This is a genomic window from Desulfitobacterium dehalogenans ATCC 51507, from assembly GCF_000243155.2.
Lineage (GTDB): Bacteria > Bacillota > Desulfitobacteriia > Desulfitobacteriales > Desulfitobacteriaceae > Desulfitobacterium > Desulfitobacterium dehalogenans.
This window is the reverse complement of sequence record NC_018017.1, coordinates 3,164,341-3,187,340: the sequence shown is the minus strand read 5'-3', so window position 1 is coordinate 3,187,340 and position 23,000 is coordinate 3,164,341. Positions and strand designations below refer to the sequence as shown.

Genomic DNA, 23,000 nt, shown 5'->3' with positions numbered 1-23,000 from the left:
GTATCGATGAGGCAATATAGCGATTGGGCAACGGTTTCGGAGTATCTGTATAGTGGAATTTCTAAAAAGATAAGTTTTTTTAAAAATTACCCAGAGAATGTTACTCCCGATCAACTTAAGCTCTTGAAAGAGGCTATTGATGTTTACAATGAAAAATGCATAGCCGGTGTAAATTATCTTAAAAAAGAGTACCAAGACCTGATAGATACCCTTGCGACGAATCAGGAATATGCCGAGAATCTGCCAGAAGATGAGTTGGAACCTGAAGCTTAAGGATGTGAGTGAGCATGTCAAAACAACGCTTGTTTGTGGATATGGACGGGACATTAGCTGAATTTAAGAAGGTCGATACTTTGGAAACCCTTTATGAAAAGGGTTATTTTTTTAACCTTAAACCTATAAACAATGTTGTAGAAGCTATAAAAACTATCATTAGGAACAATCCTGAAATCGAGGTAAACATCTTGTCGGCTTATTTGGCCGGTAACCCTTATGCCATAGAGGAAAAAAATCAATGGCTGGATCAGTATTTACCCGAAATTGATGCAGCCCATCGTGTTTTCTCTCCCTGTGGATGTGACAAAAAGGATTTTATTCCTGGAGGCGTAAGGGAAAATGATTGTCTCCTGGATGATTACACTCACAACCTGAAGTTATGGCAGCCCCCGGCCAGGGGGATAAAACTTCTTAATGGGATCAATCATACCCGGGGAACATGGGAGCATGATCGTGTTCGATACGATAAAGAGCCGGTAGAACTAGCCGCTGACATCGTGAGTATCATGAGGAACCAAGAGATGATTCGAGATGGTAAACCAAACGCTCCAAATTTGCTGGATGAGGCTGGTCAAGAAGACGAATGGGATCACGAACTATGATAAGTAGTTGGGAGGGTGAATTGATGAAATACAAGATAAAGTCTGTAAAGGTCCAAAGGTGCCGAGTATGTGGATGTACTTGGCGTCATGGTTGCCCAGGGGGATGCTATTGGGTAGAGCCGAATTTGTGCAGCCATTGTGTTTGGTAAGGTGGTGGGAACTAAATGCTATTGTTTTTAACCAGTAATCTCAACTTGAATCTTTTTGACTTCGTTCAGGATGAAACACTTCCTGTAAAGAAGATCTCAGGGGAGTTTAACTTAAAGAAATTTGTGATTCGCGATATGCGGAGTTTCAGTCATATTCGTTTTATTGCTATTGACCACCAGGCGTTGAATGATACCGATGAAGAAATTATGGAAGCTATATTAGGATTCCGGGCTATGTATGATGCCCGGATTATTTATTTAGCCGTTGGTATGAAACCCGGTGAAAAGTTGCTGGAAAATCTTTATGAGGCCGGGGTAAGGAATTTTATCACGGCGGTAGACCATGAAATGATGCTGCAGGAAATTATGGAATCTATAAGCCCTAAAGGGATGCGAATTCAAAAGGTGGAAAAGTTTAAACCTCGGCCGACAGAAGAAGTTTCAAAGAAAACAAAACTGAAGAAGCCAAAGGCCGAATCCGATAAACCGATTGCAAAAAAAGAGGTATTGCGCATCAATAAAGTCAAGGCAGCCGGTAATGAAATTAAATCTGATTTGGAGCATGAAGAGAGAAAAGGGGTAACCATTTGTGCTGCTGGTATTGCTGAAGAAACGGGTGCTACAACTAATGCACTGAATCTCGCCTGCTTTTTAGCAGATTTGGGAGCAAGGGTTTCGTATATCGTATGCGACCCTGAGAAAAGTCTTGATTGGCTTGTACACTATAATGTAAATATTAATGTCCAGCCGATTGAACATAAGAGAATTCACTTCTTTACAATTCAAGATAATGTGAATCTTTTAGATTATGATTTTAACGTTCTTGACCTAGGCCATATTTTTAAGACAACGCAGATTACAAATGCTTTTAATGGGAGTAATGTGAGACTACTCACTATAGACTATAGAGCTTATGAGTTAGAAGATTTGACTAAAATACTTGAGCCTCTTGAAAAATCAGATCTGATGTTTCTATTTGCCTCTGAAGAGGATCAGAAAATTATAACGAATGTGGTCAAAAATTATAGCCATTCAATTTACTTTAGCGAAGGTTCTCCATCCCCTGAGTTCTTTAATCCAAAACCTAACCGTATGATTTGGGCAGACATCATGCGCGACTATATGGATGAGATAAATATCCCCTTCGCAGATGATTCTGTTGAAGAGGAAAATAAAGAGATGGTCTCATCTAGGATAAAAAATCTAATTGAGATTCCCGAATCCTTTAAGAAGGCAGCTAGTGTTTCAAAAGAAGTTATTTCAACTTTATCCATAAAGACAGAACTAAAGTGGAAGGAAGAGAAAGTAAGTAAAGCAGGCCCGAGTATAGTAGAAGGCCCCATGAAATCTCTCATGGGGCTGGTCATTTGGGTATGGGCTGAACGAGGAAGGGAAACAACTTATACGGTTTCTCATCTGGCCCAAGTAATAGCGGGTTCCATACCAGTGCTCATTCTTGATGGGAACTTCGAAAATCCTTGTCTAAAACGCTATTATCCGTGTCCTAAACCAGGACCAGGTTGGGAAACCTCTTGGTTAAAGAAAACACCAGGAATTCCTCCTAGCGTCAAACATACCTACGTAAATGGAAATCTGAACGCATGGCCATTGCTGGAAGCGGTCACGGTGGAACAGTCTGAAATAGTGGATATGTGGAATGTGGCGCTCTATTACCATCGGTCTCAGCAGAGGCTCCTTATTGTTGATGGAGGTGGTACGCCTCCTCCTGAAGATGCAGATATTAATTTATATATTGGGAAACGAACAGAAGAAAAAGAAGACGCAAAAACTATTTTTATTACGGAGGATATGGATGGAGATATTGGAGATATTGAAGGTATTCTAAATTATTTGCTCCAGAAAACGGAATGTTCGTGCTAAAGTGATTTTTTGGAGCAATTGTTCATAAATAAATATGGACATGAAACATTATCCATAATTTGGTGAATAATTAATAGGTAAGTATAAAAACTTACTTCAAAAAAGATAGTTAAGTAGATGGAGGTATTTGTCTTATTATGAAGAATAATCTAATAAAGTTTATTGTTTCAGAAGGCTGGGTGAAAATAATAATGTCTAAAGAAGAGAAGCTAAGTGAGTTGCAAAAACTCAATGAGGAAAGTTTTAGGGTAAATGTAATACTGCCACTGTTCAGAAAAATTGGGAAAATGTCCCACGTTCAATCTAGACATGGTAATGATGAATCGGGGCTTGATATAGCATATTTTGAAGAAGATAGTTTAGGAACCAAGCATATGGTGGGTGTTCAATTAAAAGTAGGTGATCTGACAAATTCGCCTAGTTCTGGAAGTAAAAACGATATCACAGTTATAGGTAATCAACTTAAAGCTGCATTTACTCGTAAACATGATTTTGTGGAACCTAGAGGTAAGTTTTCTCCAAAATCAATGTATGTAATAACAAATGGAAAAATAAGCAATAGTGCAAAAAGACAAATTGTTGACGGCATAGGAGTAAGTAATGAAATAAGTTTTTTAGAAGGAGAACAAATCCTAAACCTTCTAGAAAAACACTATCCTGAGTATTTTAGCATTAGAGATAAGCAATATATCGACTATTATACTCAGGTTTATGAAAAACATAGGTATCTAATCGATATAAGAAAATTTGGTTCTCAGAAAGATTTAGAGTTTAATGAAATCTTCATTGAACCAGATATTGTAGAGGCAAATACTGACAAAGAGTTGTTAAGAAAAAAGGCCAAAAAGATAGTTGATAAAAAAATAAAATATTCTTGTGATGAGATTTTGCAAAGTCGTAAAGATTTTTTAATAACCGGAGATCAAGGAAGTGGAAAATCAACTTTATTACAAGCCCTATTATGTAAACAGATATTGAATAATCTACAAGAACATCAAAAGGGAGTTATTCCCGTATTTATAAAGGTAAAAGATCTTGAAGCCAACAAATACGATATTTTATCAACCCTAATATCAATTTTGAAAAAGGAAAATGGAGAAAGGATCATTCCTGAATTAGAAGAAAGACTTACTTCTGGAGATATGCTATTGCTATTTGACTCTTATAGTGAAATCCTTGAGGTGTCTGAAAAAAAGGCTTTTGAAGAGTCGATAGCTAGCTTTAAAAAGGCTTATCCTGGCAATTCGCTTATAATTGCATCAAGAGATTATGATGTTACACTTACCCAAAAATTCGATGATTTAATAAAGTGTAAAATCGAGCCGTTTAACTCTCGAAAATCTGAACAGTTAGTTAGGCAATGGTATAAAAATTCTACTACGATTCTACCAGATGTTGCTTTTCAATCTGTAGAAAGGAAAATAAGCATAGGTAATTTTCCAAGGACACCTTTCGTTTATACAATATGTCTTGTACTCTATGAAGAACATCGTGATGAAATTACATCTAATGTTGCAGAGCTATTTGAAAAATATACTGAGTTATATTTAGGCAAATGGGATAAAGAGCTTTCGATTAAATATAAGTTTGATTTTAGGACCAAGCATGACTATTTATCCTACATAGCATATAGACTTTTTTTAGAAAGCCGCAATTCGATGTCTGTGTGGGAATTTATTAGTGAAATCAACAAACGATTTAAACAAAAAGGGTTGGATGAAGAAGGGGAGGAGTTACTTGAGGAAATAGTCAATTCAGGTATAATAAAAAGAACTGAAGATCAAGTTGAATTCTCTTTTCATACATTACAAGAGTTTTTTGCCGCAAAATATCTGTTAACCGAAGGATTGGAAAACGAAATAATTGCAAACTATACCAATCCTTCTTGGGCGTTAGTAATAATTTATTATGCGGGATTAAAGAGAAATTGTACAAATCTTATTTCAGAAATTTTAGGTCGGGATTATATACCAAAAGAAATTAACGAAGAAAATGAAACACAAAAGACAAAGTTTTTTATAACGTACTTATTAGGTAGTATTTTACAAAATGCTGATCAAAGTAATGAAGATGTTAAAATAGAGAGCTTGAAGCAGTGTTTACAACATCTATCAGATTTACACTTCTATTTATTAAAAAATAACAGCGCAGATAAATTTCCTGTTTTAGTATTCTCTAGTGTCTTAGCGAGTTATATATTAGGTACCCAAAAAATGAAGAACCAATACTTGAAATTGATCCAAGAGTTTAATGGGAAAAATGAATATGATCTTTGGGTGACATTTTTATGTATTATTGTATGTGACTTAGGAATCGCTAATTATCCTAAACATTTGAAAGAGCTGACTAAATCCCAGGATATAGATGTTTTGCTTTTTATAATTTTTAAAACTAAAATTTACTTATACGATAGAAAAGACAGTATTGATGCCGGTGGATTAAAAAAAATTCAAGAGAATGTCAAAAGCAGACTAAGCCCATCTAAGGCGAAAATCAGAGAACAATATAAGATGTTACTGTGAATTTATACAATAGCTATTAAAAGACAGTCCAAAGGGCTGTTTTTTTGTTGGAAGAAAACCATGTGTCTTGAGGAGGGATACTCGTGTTAACTGGATTCCTATATTTTGTTTTTGTCCTAATAACATTCTTTTTAGCACTAACAGACTATTTTAAGATGCGGCTTCCGGATAAGCTGACATTTCCACTACTTGGGATAGGGCTACTTTTCTCAGGTCTTAAGGGTTCTCAGGTCTTGTTTGATAATGGAGTGGCAGCACTTTTCATCGGTGGATTATTCGCCTTGGTTGCTTATTTTTACCCCAACGGCATGGGTATGGGTGATGCTAAATACGTGACAGCATTGACTCTATTTTTAGGGCCTCTTCCTGTTATGGTTACCCTGGTTTGGGCCATTTTACTGGCTCTTATCTTGGGGGGGGTCCTCATTGTTTCCAAACGAATTACGCTGAAGCAGCAAGTTCCTTTTGGTCCTTTTTTGACAATCGGCGCGTGGATGACAATGATTATTTTATAATTGATGGAAACTGATGGGAAAAGATATAATGAAGGGAGTGAAGGAGATTTGAATTGGGGGCAGATTCTAATGGACAGTTTAACGGTTGCGATTATTGGTGCAGTGGCGGTGCTAGGATCAACTCTTTTGGCGAATTGGATTACCGATGTGAAGGGGTATAAAAAACTAAATCTTAAAATTGGTGAGGTACCGAATACTACTCTTTCCGGACAGCATAAGGATATTGAGGCTGCCATTAAAGAAGGTAATTGCAGTCTCAATGAGCAAGTCAAGGATTCGATTAAAGGCTCTACAGAGTCAATATTATCTTCCTCAAACACCATATTGACAAAGGTAGAAAAAATCAATGACCATCTCATCAAGGAAAAAGCGGATCACGAGAATAGTTTCAAGAATCTGGATAAGGATCAACAGAAGATTAAGGGACATGTAGAAGGAATACATGCTTTGGTTAAGGATTGGGAGAGAACGATCAGCAGGAATAGGGAGCTTGAAAATAAGGTCATAGTCTTGGAAGAAAAGGTACAGAAGCTGACTCTTGAGTTAAGTCGTGTGAATCAGGACAGGAGTAACGACCGGGACGAGCAGGATTTGGAGCGCTAAAATGAATGTCGCGATACTGAAAATAAAAAATGCGATTTGAGTTGATTATATCAAATTAACTCGTGATTTCTCTTATTATCTTGAAATTACACACTGATTATGATATAATAGTATTGAGATAGTAGACTTTTTATTCAAGAAATCAAGCTGACATTGATTAACAAGTGGCTGTTGCAAAAGCGTCACATATCTCCAGATAAGTGGTTGTTTCTATAAGGAGGGGAAAAGATATGACCAAGAAAATTAAGGCTTTAGTTATTACGGTTGCTTTGCTAATAGGGTTATTGCCAGGCGTTGCGTTAGCTAGAGGAGGCGTTCCTCATGGCGTTACGCTTGAGGGATGGGTTGCAGGACCCAATGGGAACGGAACAAGTATTTCGTTCGGTTATAGTGATGGATTTGGAACAGATTTGTTTATATCTATCCCATACAACTCATCATGGAAAAAAGTTAATCCGGTAGAACCTATTCTACAAGCTTATAAGGAAGGCTATGGACCGAACTTGGGTGGTGAAGGTGGAATTCTCGGTACAACAATTAACTTCGCTCCTAATGTTCTTGCGGCTATGAAATCTCAGAATTTTAATCCTGCAGAAGTGGGTGGGGCAAGCATCCCACCTGAGTCCACAGCATTAAATGATGATCAGATTGCCTGGCTTCAAAAAGGCGGTTATACTGTTCCAGCAGAAACAACGGCACCTAAACCGCTAGCCGAAGCTGAACCAGCTCCAGTACAACCAGAACCAGAACTTCCGATCAATACAGGACAGGTCAATGCGGTTACTGAGCCAGTTAATTTATCAACAGTACCAACACAATCTGAATCAGAGCCGAAAGCTGATCCGTCAGATTCAGTTGGGCAAACGGTAAAAACACCAGATACACCTATGACTGAAGAGATGGTAACCGAGAATCAAAAGCTTGTTACTCAAGATCCACCAAAAGTAAATGAACCACCGGTCCCCGTTGCCAGCATTCCTGTGCAAGCTCCAGAGCCGGAGCAGTCTAATACTAATCTCATGATGTGGTTAGGAGTCGTAGTAGCTGTTGTGGTTTTAGCTTCGGTTGGAGCTGTCTTTATCAGAAAAAAAGCATAACTCAATAACATCATTTCACCTTCCAGAATCGAGGAGGGTGATTTTTTATTGCCGAAAGTGTGAAAGGAGGTCATATATTTGCACAGAAAGCAATGGACCATGGCCCTTGTTGTTACTTTGCTTTGTCTATCTCTTGTTCTACCGGCTAATGTCTTTGGGGCAGATAACTACACTCACAATGCCAACATCTCAAGAAATAATACTGTCGTTGACCCTCAATACAATGACCTTAAGTACAATAACAATCCCTACTATGTTCAAATCCCGTCATGGAACGGGAACCGGCAGTATTCTAATACCACTCCGGCCGTTGTAGGAAGCAATCTTTATCAATTTACCTATGATCAGAAAGGCAAAGGTTACCTTACCCGAATTGAACTTAAAAAGCCGGATGCCACATGGAAACCAGGCAATGGAATATCACTAAATGCAACTTTAATTGCTACATTTGATGTTGGATCAAGTGGAGGCCGTGATGCAGCTGCTGGGATCTCCGGGCCAACTATTAAGGATGGGTATCTTGCAATAGCTGTGGGTGAGTATCTGTACTGGTGGACAATTGATGAAAATGGCAATAGGACTTCAAATGTTTTCAATAAGAATATTCAAGGCAATTCGGGGAACGCGATAAAATTAATTGCATCCTCCCCTTTAATTACTCCACCTTTAACTGCAAGTGGGACAAACATGCTCACGTGGGAAACAATAACGTGGGAAACTCCCTTCGCCGTTGTTGGTTCATGGTCGGGTGGGGTATTAGCTCAACCCCTTTATACACCTGTGAATGTACAATTCATAGGAAAAGGATATAACACCATAATGGACACTTCCCGCGCCACTAACGATATCGTCACATCCTCCCCGGCCTGGAATCCCAGCACAACAGTGGTGGGCGGCACCGGAGCCGCTGTATTCGGTGTAGCAGCTTATGGGAGTGGGGATAACCGTCTCATCATCATGAATCCTACGACAGGTGAGATTACAACGGTCCGTGGCTTCTTTGAAGGCCCTATAGATTCCTCGCCGGTTATTGCTCCGAATTTGCATATTTTTGTACCGGACCATTGGGGAGGTATTTACAGGATGAATGCCAATGGAGTGTTTGAGGCAAAGGATCTGTCTGCCATGGATAAAGCCCGGTCCAATATCTCCAACATTGCCATAGATGGGCAAAACGTGATCTGGATCGGAAATGCACATACTACGATTACCGTAGCACCTCTTAGTTCATTTGGTTCCATGCGGATTCGGGCAAGTCGGTTTTCAGGACTATATTCACCAGCAGTAGTGAGTAACGGATCTACCAGTACGATTTTTCTTGCTTCCGATACAACAAACGGCCTACTTGTTACCAATCCCATGACAGCTACTAATCCATCCGCAACCTTTGGCGATGAATTTAAGGATTACTGGCAAACACTTGGTTCTGTCTCCGCGACTTATACATCGGTTGCCGCCGATGTTGGTGTCGATTCTGTGGATGGCTCAGATTTACACTTCGTTTGTGCTTGGACGAATTACGGCCTGAATAGTCAAGGCTGCGTCGAGATTTGGGCACCGGCTGACTATAATCTTAAGGCGACAGCTTCACCGGGCATAGTCAACAGTGGGGAACAGGTCATTATCAAAGGCTTGCCCTTTCCGGAGAACCTAACCCAGAGTGTGAAAGCTCATATTACTGATGGCGGGGAAAATACGGTTGATCTGGACTTAAGTCAGTGGAGCCGGTCACCGGAAACATGGCAGGGAGTGATGAATGCCCCCAATAATTATACCGGGGCTGATGCAGTCTATACGGTTACATTAACAGCAACACAACCCGGCGGTAAGACAGCAACAGCCACAACACAGTTCAAGGTAAATCCCATTCCTTTGCCGCCGCCAGGGAATTTGTCCGGAAAACTAAAAATCGAGGCATGGAGAAGAAATAATACCGTTCAGCCTGCGGGTACTGCCAAATATGGAAATGAGCTGGCTATCACCTTAACAGTCGATCAGCCACCGCCGCCACGGGGGCTACTCAATGCACAGGTCACAAGTGCTTATATTACCAAGGCATGGGTTCATACTCCCCGGGGAGAAATCGGTTGGGATGGCACCGGTAAGGTGGAAATTAAGAGGAGAGAAGAGGATATTAATTTATCTCTCAATGGTCTTGTTGGCACGATAAAATACACCGTAGATTGGGCAGGATACCCACCACCTATACCGGATAACACTGTCATGGAAACAAATTATATATACGCACCCTTCGCTGTACATGTGAACTATATCTATCAAGTGCCTTATGTCACGGAATTCGGTGTGTTTTATTACTGGGCATCAGGAAGTTATGAAGCCAGCGGGAATGCTGGAACAACGTTGGATATAACAGGGACTGACCTGTATATCTTTAATCAAAAAATTCATGACCCAGGTACTCCTGTATGGCAACCTTAAAGTCTTTAAGGGTGAAGAATGAACTGGGGGTGATAAATATCTTTAAGTATCTCATTAAAAAATACAAAGCTTCGCGATTTAGTGACGAACATGGCGGCCCACCAATCTATATACTTGCTATCTTCTTTATATCCACCCTTTTAGCCGTGTATGCTGCCTTCTCCTATGTTGGTAAGATACAAGCCATGGCTACAAATCTCAGTTATGGAATTGAGGTAGCTGCAAAAACGGCCTTCGGAAACCATGCAATCCCTGATACAACTAACAATGGTGTACAAGTCTCGAATGCCGGAGCTTTTCAGAATGAATTTATCAGTATTCTACAAGACCAAATGAAGGATTGGCCGCGTAACACTTATACAATAAGGTCTTTAGAAACTTTTGGCGAAAGTGACCGTGGCTCATTACCTCCGACAGAGTTTTCGAATCCAGTACCAGGTACAAGTGTTTATATAAAAATGGATATGCACATTAAAATTGATATGGGATTTATCCCAGTATTCACACGGTGGACAATCCCAATTTATGTTATGGTCAGCTCTAATTCTTATGATGCTTCAACCGGAGCATGGAATTTGGCTCGCTGAAAAAATAAAAAAGGAAGAGGTCATTTATGGAGTACGCTGAAACAATTATGAACAAGCGAGGATTATTTGATCGTCTTGTGAGGGGACGAACCGGGGGTCCTGGGGTGATCGCCGCAAATCAAACTATAGCGGTCTATGGAACACAGGGAGGAGTAGGTACGTCTTGCCTTACGGCGGTTCTGTCTAAAACCTTACATCGTTGGGGATTTACAGTGCTGGTTGTTGAGGCAGCAGCAAGCGGAGGAAGCTTTTTGCGCCTTATGGGGAAAAGACCTGCGAACAATGGCCTTGATACAATAAGTAAGAACCGTGAAAAAATGAATAGTGAATTGGAAGATATTAAAGTGAACATCATAAAAGGCCTAAGCACATTACCCCGATCCGGTGCTCCTTATAATACTCAATGGGCCTGGAAAGAAGAAGAAGCCTTGGAATTATTGCGACTTGCTAGGAAGATGGCGGGTACCGGCTTTATGGTCGTTGATGCCGGAAATCTTCTAAGTGATGCATTATCCCGCGCAGCGTTGATAGATGCTGATCATATCGTTTCTTTGTTCCGGCCAACAGATATGGGAATAGACGCAGCCATTCGCTTTTATGAGCAAACCAGATACGCAAATTTGAGCGACAAATTAATCTGGATTGCAAACCAAGCATACTCATCAAAAGATTCAGCACAACTAGCAGGGATTATTGAACAAAAAATTAATTATTGCATTCCATGGGAAAATTCGATGAAAAGTATGGAGCAAGGTGATAAGGTTCCACAAAATGTTCAATCTATTGCTGAAGAGCTACTGCATAATCTAATCAGTGCTCCTTCAGCAAGAGTATTTTAGCAAAAAAGGTGGTTGTTGAATGAAAACGGTTATAGTAATTATCCCAGATAAAAATATAGGTACTCGATTATGTGAGTATCTAAATGAAAAGTACGGAGTAACGGCAAAGCTTCAGCTGGATCTTCACGGGGTAGAAGAGGTTCAAGCTGATGCTTTTATTATTTACCGGAAATGCGTAGACGACATGAGATTTTTGGATGGAATAGAAGGTGAAATTGCCCTCCTATATGGTAAAGCTTCCATTCCATCGTCGGATAAAGCGTTGACGTATCAAAAGCTGACGGGGAATTTGCCGGAGTGCGTAGACGGTTTTTTGGAACCCCTACTGCAAGATAATTGCGGTGACCTAAATGAGGAATTAAATTGGGATTGGGATGAAAGCGAAGCAAAGCATAAAAGATCAAACAAATTTACGCCGGTACGGTCTGTGGCATTATTTTCCCCAGGAGGTGGTGTAGGAAAGACAACAGCTGCTGTCCATCTGGCAAAGCTTGCTGAACAAGCACGAATCAATGTCGGTTTAATTGAAACCGATGAAGACAAAGGAGGAGTATTACGTTATCTGGGAAAGTCCCCTGCACAAGAGGGACTTGATTCGCTAGAAAAGGCGGTATGGGATGATGAAGTGTTTTTCTCGGAAAACATAAAACGAATTGTACAGAAGGTCGGTCGAATACAGGTTGTACCAATGGTTAGTACATTTAACGGATTATCATGCAACATGCAGAATGTGTCATCTCTCTTTACTTGGGCTAATTCACAATTCGACTTAACTTTATACGACCTGCCGCCAAGATTGCGTGATGTTATGACGTTTTCTGTGCTGCAGGCGGTGGATCAAGTGGTTCTGGTAGCTGAGCCAACGGATATTCTTATGGATGCCTTGCAAAAACACCTGAAGCTGTGCCAGGAAGTAGAGCAGTTCAGCAATTTGCCGAAGAAGTACCGGCTGCTTGTCAATAAAGTGCCGGAGAAAAATGGGCTTAGTCCGGAAGAAATGGCTGATGCGTTAGGACTGCCTTTGCTCGGTTCAATCTCTGCAGATGTAGAGCACTATGACAGAATGATTAACCGGGCTAAGTTTGAGATTCCTTCGGATTCTTCCTGGCGCAAGGTCTTTTTTAATATGGATTTGGGAGGTGATGCCTCAGCTATAAACTTAATCGAAGGCACCAAGGGTGATGGACCCGGTGGGAAAGCTAAGAAAAAGCGGAAAGGTTTTCTTAGCTTTTTCTTTTGCTAATATCTGAACAAAACGCTTTTTTAGTGACGAAAAATGAGTAACGAAGGGAGATAAAAGAATGGACAATTGGGCTACGCTGATAATTATTGTAGTAGTTGTTATTGGGATAGGATTAATTATTAATTCGGTAGCACCGGGAGCCGTCGGCAACTGGTTTAACAATACTTTGCAAAACCTGCTTAATTCTGTGCCATCGATCTAAATGTCTGAAGTGTATCTAAGTTCCCGGAACGGTATAGGGTTCCGGGAACTTACCTTAATGAAGGAGGAATAGCTCATGCCAAGACTAGATTTTGAAACACTGGAAGTAACAGAAAGAAGTGTCAATCTGGCTGATCTCAAGGTGACTGGTCAGCGAAAACAGAAACAGGATAAGAATAAGCAAGATGACAGCCGGAAGGAGCATTGGAAAGGAATCCTTGATGAAATCAATGCTGATGTAATTAAAAGCGCCGGAAACCTCTTGATTGATAAATACACTCACGAGAAAGAAATCTTGCGCCACCTGGAATTGGTTATTGAAAAAAAATCGTTGACCAGTACTGAGAAGAAAGATGCTTATGAGCAGATGAAGGTCAATCTTTTTGGCTTTGGTATTTTTGATAAACACATGAATGACAATAAAATCACAGAGCTTATCATTGATGCCCCTGGCGCAGTTGATGTTGAAGTCGGGGGTGTTTTATATCGTCTAGGAGAAGATCCACCATTTGAAAACGATGAAGTTTTTGAAAGCGACGAGGAACTACAGCAGTGGGTGGACCAGTTACTGAAGATGGCCAAGGCAGAGAGACCATTAAATTACGGGAATCCAAGTGTAAATGTGGAACTTGCAAATGGGGAACGGGTGCAAGCAACCTGTCCGCCTGTAACGGAGCATATCACAGTGAATATCCGGAAAAGTGTGAAACAAACAAAAAAATACTCCGTTGAGGACCAAATTAAGGCCGGATCAGCTGATATAGATATGGCCCACTTTATGCTTGCGTCTGCTCGTGGTAAGGCTACAATGTTAATTCTAGGGCCTACTGGTACAGGTAAAACAACCTGGGTAAGAACCGTGATGGAAGGCGGAGCTACAGTAGAGGGCGGTGGTTTCGATCCAGAAGAACGAGTCATTATGCTCGAAGATACTCGGGAAACCAACGCTAATTTGAAACGCTTTTTAAGTATGCAAACTGTTACACAAGGTCAAAACAAGATGGATATGATAGCTCTGTTTGAGGAGAGCATGAGAAAACGGGGCGATAGAGTGTGTGTGTCCGAGATTCGTGGTATTGAGGCTGCTGTTTTTCTCTTAACTTCGGCAGCTGGGCATGATGGTGCGGTGTCCACCATGCATGCTGGAAATCCTCAAAAGGCTGTCTTCTTACTTATTATGCGGATGAAGCAAGCGGGATATGACATGAGTGAAGAGTTCTTGGAACGCTTTATACACGAACAAGTCCACATCATGGTCTTTCTTGCCCGTACACGTGATGGTCGTCGACGGATATCTCGTATTGTCGAAGTCAATTCTTTAGAAGCAAGCAATACTCCGAAATTCAAAGACATATTTGTTTGGGACCCAATAACAGACACATTCGAATGGGTCAATGACATTGAAGAAGATAAGAGGCGGGAATGGATCATTAATGGGGCTATTGTGCCAGAGTTTCCTGGTAATAAGGATAAGGGTAAGAAATCCAGAAAAACCAAGAAAAAAGATGCTGAGGAGGATAAGGATGGAATGGTCTCTGCTTAGTCTGCTGAGTGCTTTAGCGATGGCTATAGCTTTCTTCTTGTGGCAAAAGAACAAGGAGAAGGGGCTTACCTTTGATGAGAAGACAGAGGAAGTAGTAAAAAGTGTTAGGAAAAAAGAAGAGAAGGCCAAGAAGGGGAATGTCGTTACGTTGCAAAGCCTTACGATTTTGGGAGTACCTTATCTGCGTTATAGGGTGCTCTCATTTGTCTTTGGCTTTATCGTGACTTTTGCATGGTTGGCTATCGCCCAAAACTATGTGGCTGCTGTCATTATGTATGCAGTGGGCTTCCAGCTGCCGGGTTTGTATTACGAACGCAAGGCGGCCGGACTCTTAGATATGCGTGATCGGCAAGTGGCGATTTTTGTTGGCACGACGGCTGACGGGTTAGGCAATGGGCGGACGATCAACGAAGCTTTATGGCAGGCGGCGTTACTGATGAGAGAAGAGCCAATGTATTCTATAGCCCAAACATATATGAAGAAAATTGGAGCGAAAGTGTCTATTGAGGTGGCGATAACTGAAATGGCCCAGGAAATTAATACTCCTAGTTTTCTCTTCTTTGCTAATTTGGTGACTACAGTAAAAAAAGTGGGAACCAAAGGAAGTGATAGCTTCGATATTCTGGATTTCAAATTCAAGGAAGAAGAAGATATTCAGAGTGATCTGCGGGGAGAAGTGTCACTTTGGATGAATCTATTGCTTGCTTTTCTTTCAGTATCCCTTGCCGGTCCCTTGGTCTATCGGAGTTTTATGCCGGATGTATGGTTGGTTATACCAACGACGTTCGGATGGCTGCTGGCCCTTTCGGCCATTGGTACCGTGATTATTTTTAACAGCTTAAGAAAATATTCACGGTTTAGAGTAACACTTTAAGCTGCTGAAGAAGGAGGAATCACCTTGAATTTACCGATGATAGCGGCACTCTCATTTTCAGCCTTTACATTTATCTATTTAGGAATCAGCGAAGAGGATGTCAGACGGAATGAAGTATTTGGATTGGATGACCAGAAAATAAAAAATAAAGTCATGGCATGGATAGAAAAAAAGACATCCTATGGGCTGCGGTCACGTTTGCTTCGCTTAGGTATATCCCCACAAGCTTACATCACTAAGGGGGTGTTGATGACTCTAGGTGCAGCTCTGTTTTTTGGCTTAGCCGGGCGGAGCATAGCATGGGCTTTATTTGGAGGCGGTGCCGCTTATCTCATCCACTGGATGCAGTATTATCAAGCGTATACCTCTTGGCATGAGGATGTTGTCGCTCAAGCGGGCAATTTAGCCACTCTGCTTAAGATACGTCTAATTGTGGGCGATACGGTATCCCAGGCTATACCGGCTATCCTGCCGATACTCCATGGCCCTATGAAAGTGGCATGGATGGAATTGAATTCGGAAATAGCCGGGGGTGTCTCGATACCGGATGCTCTGGATCGGCTGGCGGATAAGATTGGGGATCGGGATATGAGTGCTATCCTTATGAAGCTAAAAACCTATCACAGGGAGGGTGTCCCAACAGATCATTTGGGAAGTCCTGATCCTTTTGGAGATATGGCGGCCAAAATTGAGAGAAGTGCTGCCAAGAGGGTGAAGTATGCAACTAAGAAAATGTCTGGTTCTTTAACCCTCATTGCTGGTGTAGGCTTTTTTACCTTTGTGCTTTGGCTCATTCCGTATTTTTACCATATGCTGACTGATTCATTAGGTCGTATATAAGTTACTATGATTTGGATCATTTTTTAGTTCAAGAAAATAGATCGTTGATTTCTTTTGGAGGTAGTTTGGAGGGAAGAATCCATGATGAGATTGAAAAATCTGATCAGAAGGCTGGCCTATCAGTTAAAACGAGAGAATGGGGTAAGCAATTATGTAAGCTTCATAATAGTCTTACCGGTATTGCTGACCTTTATCGTCGGTGGCGGCTATATGGCCAGCTCAAATCGGATCATGAACACGCTGGATCATGCCCTGGAAATCATTGGCCAGAACATGACCCAAAACGGTGCTTTAACTGCAAAAGGGCAAGAACAACTGATTGCTTATATCGAAAAAAGCGGCTTAAATCCGGGTAAGGTTTATCTTAACGCAACAACAACGCCACAGTCATACGGTAGTCGCGGTCTTGAGGCTGTCATTGGCTATGACTGGGACATTAGAGCACTAGGCTCTGATAGGACCATATGGCATAAATATTATGAAAGAAGTCTACCTCTTGCTCAAAGTCAATTGATTCCCGGTTCCGGTGCTGATACGTCCGGTAGCACCGATATTTCCTCTATTTTCGGAGGTACCCAGGGGGGAACCAATTCAGGAGGTTCCTCCTCTGGATCGGGTACAAGTATCCAGGCAACCAGCATGACGATGACATGCTCAAACTCATCCCCTGTGGCTAATTCTTCAGTAATAGTTTCCGGAACGGCTTATGTCGGGGCTAATACTGCCCCGGCGGGGACACAAATCACTCTCAATGGGGGAGGAGTAAGGCAAACTGTATCCACGGATAGTTCCGGCAAGTATACGGCCAATGTGGCTTTTACCACTCAGGGTACAATCACTTTGCAAGGGGTCAGTGGTAAGGCTTCAGCCAGTGTTACGTTGAATGTTCAGCCGAGCGTCCCGGCCTCGATTACGCTTCAGGTCCCGAGCACAATTCAGATCGGAGACACATTCAATGTCACGGGTAAAGTGGTGGATGCTTCAGGGAAGATCGTTGCTGATGATACGGTTGTTACTATTAGTTCTAGCAATGCCACAGATATTCCACCAACAAATGTTAATACCAAGTATGGGAGTTTCACATATTCCGTTGACAGAATAACTTCGCTAAATTCATTAACAATTACTGCAACAGCTGGGTCAGCGTCAACGACGAAGACTGTAAATGTCATACCAGGCAGTCCTGAGTCAATTGCGTTAAATATCTCCCCAGCGACCTTATCGGCGGGATCGACGGTTACGTTTTCGGGCAAAGTTCTTGGTCCCTATGGAACTCCACCGGCTGCGAATACCCAGGTAAAAATTGTTTCAGGAACAAACGTGGTGGATACCATGCCTTCAGCCGTCACTGACGATCAAGGAAATTTCTCAATGACGGCAACATTAACCAAGGCAGGAACTCACGTATTCTATGCCCAGACAAACGGCTCAATAAATTCGCCTACAGCGACAACAGTGGTTACATCGGGCGCACCGTATAAGGTCAATAATCTATCCCAAACGCCCAATCCACTGAATGCGGGGGCGAATCTTTCTATTTCAGGTTATATTAGCGACCGATACGATAATCCAGTCAGTTCCGGAACAACGCTAACTGTTAGATCCAATGCATTATCAGAGAGTGTTCCAACGGTCGTTCATAGTGGGACGATCAACACTCATGTAACAATGCAGACACCAGGTATTCAGACCTTAACCGTAGCTGATAGTGCGGATAACCCGTTAGCGGGTGGGAGCTTCACGGTAACAGTATTGGCAACTTCAGCGTTTACGCTCACTCCAGAACAGGATCAATATAATGTCAAAGCGGGACAGTCGATAGGGACTGTGGGATTCGTCCTTAAGGATTCCAACGGACAACCTGTAGCCGGTAAAACAGTTAAGTTTATAGAAACTCCCCAGGGTGATTCCTTGATCACTCCGTTAACGGCTGTAACAGATGCGTCAGGACGTGTCCAGACAACAGTCGGTACGCTTACCAAGGCCGGAACTCACACCCTTATGGCAACCTTAGAAGACGACTCTGCTGTGATTGGAACAGTTGGTATAACCGTGACTCCAGGCGCACCTGCGATAATACTTTCTACGGTTTCTCCAACGACGACTGAAGTCTGGGCAGAAGGAAAGTCGGTCCCTTTACCCATCGTAAGTGGTACGCTTACCGATTCGTACGCGAACCCTATTTCAGGGGCTAATTTGACCGTCTCTGGAGGGTTTGGAGTTAGCGTATCGAGAACCACAAATACCAATGGATACTTCAATTTTTTGATTACTCCAACCGTTATTGGAGGGCCCTATACACTTCAGTATTCGGTAAATAGCCCCCAAGGAAACTACTCTACAAACCAAAATTCCTTAATCGTTACAGCCCCACTTATTATCCCAGTCGATAAGATCCTGCAGGGCGTTACTATAGCCGGTCGAGTCGGGACCATGCCCAACATGGCAACATCTAATCCAAATGGCATAGGAGTAGGCCGAAGCCAGGCGAAAGAATACTGGACAGGTGGAGGCTCTACGCTCTTTCTAAAGCCGCAAAGGGGCTATTTTGATGGCGTTGACACCTGGACTTATTGGAATGAGCCTAATCTGTTACCATCAAATATTAAAAGTGGTACAAGTATCTTTGGAGTCGAGGGAAATATGCCTCCTGGAAAACGGTCATTATCAATGAATTTCATTTACGATACATATCCAGTTAAAAATCCCGTTCTAAACTTTACAGTGCCCAATGTCAACTTCACTCCATTTTTAGTTTATGCGGATTTTAGTTCGAGTGGCAGCGTAAATGGAACGGGAGGTGGAAGTGGCCCATCAGGAACGTACTTAGGCTCAGTTAGTAATTTAAGTAAAGGAGAAATGCATGCCGCGTCTAATCATGTAGATTTTTATCTTTCTTTCAGTATGTCAGGAACAAATTGTAATGTTTCAATAACGGCCAATCAAACTTTTACTCTTGATAGAGGTAATGTAACAATCTATCTCTTTGAATAAATAAGAGAGTAAGGGAACAGGAGAAAATCCACTGTTTTCTTACTGATTTCGATTCGTACGCGAACCCTATTTCAGGGGCTAATTTGACCGTCTCTGGAGGGTTTGGAGTTAGCGTATCGAGAACCACAAATACCAATGGATACTTCAATTTTTTGATTACTCCAACCGTTATTGGAGGGCCCTATACACTTCAGTATTCGGTAAATAGCCCCCAAGGAAACTACTCTACAAACCAAAATTCCTTAATCGTTACAGCCCCACTTATTATCCCAGTCGATAAGATCCTGCAGGGCGTTACTATAGCCGGTCGAGTCGGGACCATGCCCAACATGGCAACATCTAATCCAAATGGCATAGGAGTAGGCCGAAGCCAGGCGAAAGAATACTGGACAGGTGGAGGCTCTACGCTCTTTCTAAAGCCGCAAAGGGGCTATTTTGATGGCGTTGACACCTGGACTTATTGGAATGAGCCTAATCTGTTACCATCAAATATTAAAAGTGGTACAAGTATCTTTGGAGTCGAGGGAAATATGCCTCCTGGAAAACGGTCATTATCAATGAATTTCATTTACGATACATATCCAGTTAAAAATCCCGTTCTAAACTTTACAGTGCCCAATGTCAACTTCACTCCATTTTTAGTTTATGCGGATTTTAGTTCGAGTGGCAGCGTAAATGGAACGGGAGGTGGAAGTGGCCCATCAGGAACGTACTTAGGCTCAGTTAGTAATTTAAGTAAAGGAGAAATGCATGCCGCGTCTAATCATGTAGATTTTTATCTTTCTTTCAGTATGTCAGGAACAAATTGTAATGTTTCAATAACGGCCAATCAAACTTTTACTCTTGATAGAGGTAATGTAACAATCTATCTCTTTGAATAAATAAGAGAGTAAGGGAACAGGAGAAAATCCACTGTTTTCTTACTGATTTCGATTCGTATGCGAACCCCATTTTAGGGGCCTCTGTGACTGTTTCTGGTGGCTTTGGGACATCTACTTCCGGTACAACAGATACTAACGGTTTCTTTTCAGTATCTATAAAACCAACCGTGGTTGGTGGTCCCTATATGCTGAATTTTCAAGTCTCCAGTATATCCGGAAACTACTCCACATCCAAAGGAACAATCACGGTCACAGCAGCCCCAGTAGTCCCCGTGCAGAGTATCTTAGAGGGTGTGACGATCTTTGGTAAAACCGGAACTATGCCCAACATGGCTACCCGAAATCCCAATGGCGTAGGGGTAGGCCGAAGCCAAGCTAAAGAGTTCTGGACAGGCGGCGGAAGCACCATCTTTGTAAAACCCCAGATGGGCTTTTACGATGGTAACGATACCTGGGCCTATGTGTCTGTGCCTAACCTAAGCCCGTCAAACATCAAGAAAGGAGTTGATATTCTGGGCGTTAAAGGAGAAATGTCCGCTGGTTATGAAATTGGTGATAGAGTCCTTTTATCGAACCTGGGCATGACTCCGGAAACCAAAACTCTTAATACTAACTTTTACAGTAACAATGGCTCTCCATTTTGGGCAAACTTTATTAACGGTGTCGGGATAGCATCCCATAACTTTGGAAACGGTAATAATGCATTGTTCTCAAGTACAGGTAGAACAAAGGGGTTAAGCTATATGAGCAACCCAAGAATATATTATCCTATAACCTATGGAAGCTATTATTATGCAATAGTAGTATCCGCCAACAGTTCAACTTGGCCAGATAAATGGTTCCATAGTATCTACAAAGTAAATGCTGATCTCAGCGAGGTAAGATTAGACTTGGATTTTCCAACGACTGGTAGCTTTAATCCATCCTTCCTTATTGCCGGTGAGGACGGGTATCTTTATGTTGGATATAATGGAGGAAGCACTATAAAGAAAATCGATCCAAATGCTTTTTCCGTCGTTGCAACAATTAATCTCAGCTTAGCTCCTGGCAATAATGCAAAATATAACGCCTATGTGGATGCATCAGGTAATATCTATCTTTCGGAAATCCTCATCCCCCACTACACTGATTCATCTTCGCAGCCCCGAACAAATATATATAAATACAATCAAGGAGGAAATTTAATTTCAAGCTACATTGGCTCAACAACAGTGCGTGTTCCACACTATACATGGACTAACTATGGGAATAACATTGCCATGTCCGGAAAAGCTGGATACCTTTATATTGTCAATTCAAATTTTGACTTAGTAAAAATCAATGGAAGTACGATGCAGCCCGTTTGGACATACCCTTTAATCAACTTTTGGTCATCCGGATCGAGTTACACCGACATAACATATGGGGCAAACCTTAGTGTGGCTCCAGATGGGTTTATCACTGTCAATTATTATTCGTACACTTCTATGCGCGTATTTGTTTTAACTCCCGACAAGGAGGTTTACTATCAGACTGCTCTTACTTCGGCTACTACAAATGTTATTTATGATGGGCTCAATAGTCTTTTCTGGTTGGAATACCCCCAAGACGGTTGGGGAAATTACGATAAAATATTCAAGACCCAGCGTATTAGCACAACGATTACAGGTTAACAGAAGGCTTTCAGAAAGGCTATCGGATCTTCCAATAGCCTTTTCTGAAATGAAGTTTTTGAGGAAGCACACAGGTCCGGGGCCAGCGGAATCGCGCTACCATTTTACCAAAAGATATATACAGCTCCATCCCCTGGAGTACCTTTTGATCCTGCTCCACCGCCCGGAGAACCGGCCACGCCTACGTCTGCTCCCCCGTAACCACCGGCTGGGAAGATACTACCTGGAAATGTTGGACCTCCTGCACCGCTTGTTTGCCCCGGACCTGCAGGACCGCCACCACTGGCTCCAGATACGGATGTACTAGAACCCCAATACGCATCTCCACCCTTTGAGCCAGCTATAAAGCCAGCTCCCGTTGGTGCTTCACCGCCTTTTGCCGAGGTAAGCTCATTAATAGGTGCATATGCGCTAAACGATTTACCACCATTAACTATTAGGTCTCCAAAGGAAGAGTTTTTTGTCCCGGCCCCTACTCCTCCAACAGTAATGGAAATGTTTTGACCCGGTGTAAGAGCCACGAAGGCTAGACCGAATGCTCCACCACCCCCACCCCCACCGATAGGGCTTCGATTACCAATACCGGGAATGTAACCACCCGGATGAAAATCTCCACTCCCGCCCGCACCATAAATTCCAACAAGTACACTACTTACACCTTCCGGAACGGTCCAAGTATATGTTCCAGGTGTAGTCCATGATTTGCTCCCGTGTGTTGGTAGAGCACCCTGCAAAGTTCCTGTAACCCCTAAAATGGAAACCCCCTTCTTGACATTAGAGGGCACCAAATTAGGTTCAGATACATAGGTCCAGGAGTCAACTCCATCAAAAAAACCCTTCTGGGGCTTAAAATAAATCGTGGAACTCCCACCTGTCCAATACTGCAACGCGACGCTCCTACCCACACCTATCCCGTTTGGATTGCGTGTGGCCATATTGGGCATGATACCTGTTTCTCCAGCTATAGTCACTCCTTCGAGGACTTTGTCCCTTGGGACTAAAATAGGTGGGGTAACTGTAAGTGAGCCTTGGTTAGTCGTGTAACTACCAGGGGGGCCAGTCACAGAATAAAGGAGTGTAAAAGGGCCTCCAACATTGGTTGGGGTTACTGAAAAAGAGAAGTATCCATTGGCATTGGTAACTCCTGACCGACTGGCTCCAAAGTTCCCTGAAACGGTCACGGAGGCCCCCAAAATGGGGTTCGCATACGAATCGAAATCAGTAAGAAAACAGTGGATTTTCTCCTGTTCCCTTACTCTCTT

At 42.1% G+C, this 23,000-nt stretch carries 19 protein-coding genes; 18 read left to right on the top strand and 1 reads right to left on the bottom strand.

Annotated features, from left to right (window positions below):
- Positions 1 to 6 precede the first annotated feature (6 nt).
- From DESDE_RS15420 to DESDE_RS15340, 18 genes are all read left to right on the top strand, one after another.
- Entirely contained in the window at positions 7 to 273 is a 267-nt protein-coding gene (locus DESDE_RS15420) for a hypothetical protein (RefSeq protein WP_014794954.1), read from the top strand.
- Positions 274 to 287: 14 nt separating this feature from the next.
- On the top strand, positions 288 to 878 hold the full coding sequence (locus DESDE_RS15415) for a 5' nucleotidase, NT5C type (RefSeq protein WP_041917285.1): 591 nt from the start codon (positions 288 to 290) through the stop codon (positions 876 to 878).
- Between the two features lie 164 nt (positions 879 to 1,042).
- Complete coding sequence (locus DESDE_RS15410; RefSeq protein ID WP_014794952.1) at positions 1,043 to 2,908, top strand: hypothetical protein; 1,866 nt, start codon at positions 1,043 to 1,045, stop codon at positions 2,906 to 2,908.
- A gap of 137 nt (positions 2,909 to 3,045) precedes the next feature.
- A complete protein-coding gene (locus DESDE_RS15405; RefSeq protein ID WP_014794951.1) occupies positions 3,046 to 5,430 on the top strand; it encodes an NACHT domain-containing protein in 2,385 nt (794 codons plus the stop codon).
- Between the two features lie 83 nt (positions 5,431 to 5,513).
- Complete coding sequence (locus DESDE_RS15400) at positions 5,514 to 5,945, top strand: prepilin peptidase (RefSeq protein ID WP_014794950.1); 432 nt, start codon at positions 5,514 to 5,516, stop codon at positions 5,943 to 5,945.
- A 69-nt stretch (positions 5,946 to 6,014) separates the two neighbouring features.
- A complete protein-coding gene (locus DESDE_RS15395; RefSeq protein ID WP_148269928.1) occupies positions 6,015 to 6,548 on the top strand; it encodes a hypothetical protein in 534 nt (177 codons plus the stop codon).
- 230 nt (positions 6,549 to 6,778) lie between these two features.
- A complete protein-coding gene (locus DESDE_RS15390) occupies positions 6,779 to 7,645 on the top strand; it encodes a hypothetical protein (RefSeq protein ID WP_014794948.1) in 867 nt (288 codons plus the stop codon).
- Between the two features lie 78 nt (positions 7,646 to 7,723).
- Positions 7,724 to 10,084: an NHL repeat-containing protein gene (locus tag DESDE_RS15385; protein WP_014794947.1), complete on the top strand. Its 2,361-nt coding sequence runs from the start codon at positions 7,724 to 7,726 to the stop codon at positions 10,082 to 10,084.
- A gap of 11 nt (positions 10,085 to 10,095) precedes the next feature.
- Complete coding sequence (locus DESDE_RS15380) at positions 10,096 to 10,671, top strand: hypothetical protein (protein WP_242831263.1); 576 nt, start codon at positions 10,096 to 10,098, stop codon at positions 10,669 to 10,671.
- A 26-nt stretch (positions 10,672 to 10,697) separates the two neighbouring features.
- Positions 10,698 to 11,510, top strand: coding sequence for a cellulose synthase operon protein YhjQ/BcsQ (locus DESDE_RS15375; protein WP_014794945.1), 813 nt, complete (start codon positions 10,698 to 10,700; stop codon positions 11,508 to 11,510).
- A gap of 19 nt (positions 11,511 to 11,529) precedes the next feature.
- Positions 11,530 to 12,753, top strand: a complete 1,224-nt coding sequence (locus DESDE_RS15370; protein WP_014794944.1) for a nucleotide-binding protein — start codon at positions 11,530 to 11,532, stop codon at positions 12,751 to 12,753.
- A gap of 58 nt (positions 12,754 to 12,811) precedes the next feature.
- Positions 12,812 to 12,955, top strand: a complete 144-nt coding sequence (locus DESDE_RS22120; protein ID WP_014794943.1) for a hypothetical protein — start codon at positions 12,812 to 12,814, stop codon at positions 12,953 to 12,955.
- A 75-nt stretch (positions 12,956 to 13,030) separates the two neighbouring features.
- Positions 13,031 to 14,497, top strand: a complete 1,467-nt coding sequence (locus DESDE_RS15365) for an ATPase, T2SS/T4P/T4SS family (RefSeq protein ID WP_014794942.1) — start codon at positions 13,031 to 13,033, stop codon at positions 14,495 to 14,497.
- Positions 14,478 to 15,371, top strand: a complete 894-nt coding sequence (locus DESDE_RS15360; RefSeq protein ID WP_014794941.1) for a type II secretion system F family protein — start codon at positions 14,478 to 14,480, stop codon at positions 15,369 to 15,371. The genes DESDE_RS15365 and DESDE_RS15360 overlap by 20 nt, the downstream gene beginning before the upstream one ends.
- Before the next feature lie 24 nt (positions 15,372 to 15,395).
- Positions 15,396 to 16,211, top strand: coding sequence for a type II secretion system F family protein (locus DESDE_RS15355; protein WP_014794940.1), 816 nt, complete (start codon positions 15,396 to 15,398; stop codon positions 16,209 to 16,211).
- 81 nt (positions 16,212 to 16,292) lie between these two features.
- Positions 16,293 to 19,205: an Ig-like domain-containing protein gene (locus DESDE_RS15350; RefSeq protein WP_014794939.1), complete on the top strand. Its 2,913-nt coding sequence runs from the start codon at positions 16,293 to 16,295 to the stop codon at positions 19,203 to 19,205.
- Positions 19,206 to 19,534: 329 nt separating this feature from the next.
- Positions 19,535 to 20,086: a hypothetical protein gene (locus tag DESDE_RS15345; protein ID WP_148269926.1), complete on the top strand. Its 552-nt coding sequence runs from the start codon at positions 19,535 to 19,537 to the stop codon at positions 20,084 to 20,086.
- A gap of 83 nt (positions 20,087 to 20,169) precedes the next feature.
- Positions 20,170 to 21,738: a hypothetical protein gene (locus DESDE_RS15340; RefSeq protein ID WP_158309875.1), complete on the top strand. Its 1,569-nt coding sequence runs from the start codon at positions 20,170 to 20,172 to the stop codon at positions 21,736 to 21,738.
- 104 nt (positions 21,739 to 21,842) lie between these two features.
- Here the strand turns inward: DESDE_RS15340 and DESDE_RS15335 are convergent, their stop codons facing one another.
- Positions 21,843 to 22,919, bottom strand: coding sequence for a glycine-rich domain-containing protein (locus DESDE_RS15335; RefSeq protein WP_014794936.1), 1,077 nt, complete (start codon positions 22,917 to 22,919; stop codon positions 21,843 to 21,845).
- Between the last annotated feature and the right edge of the window lie 81 nt (positions 22,920 to 23,000).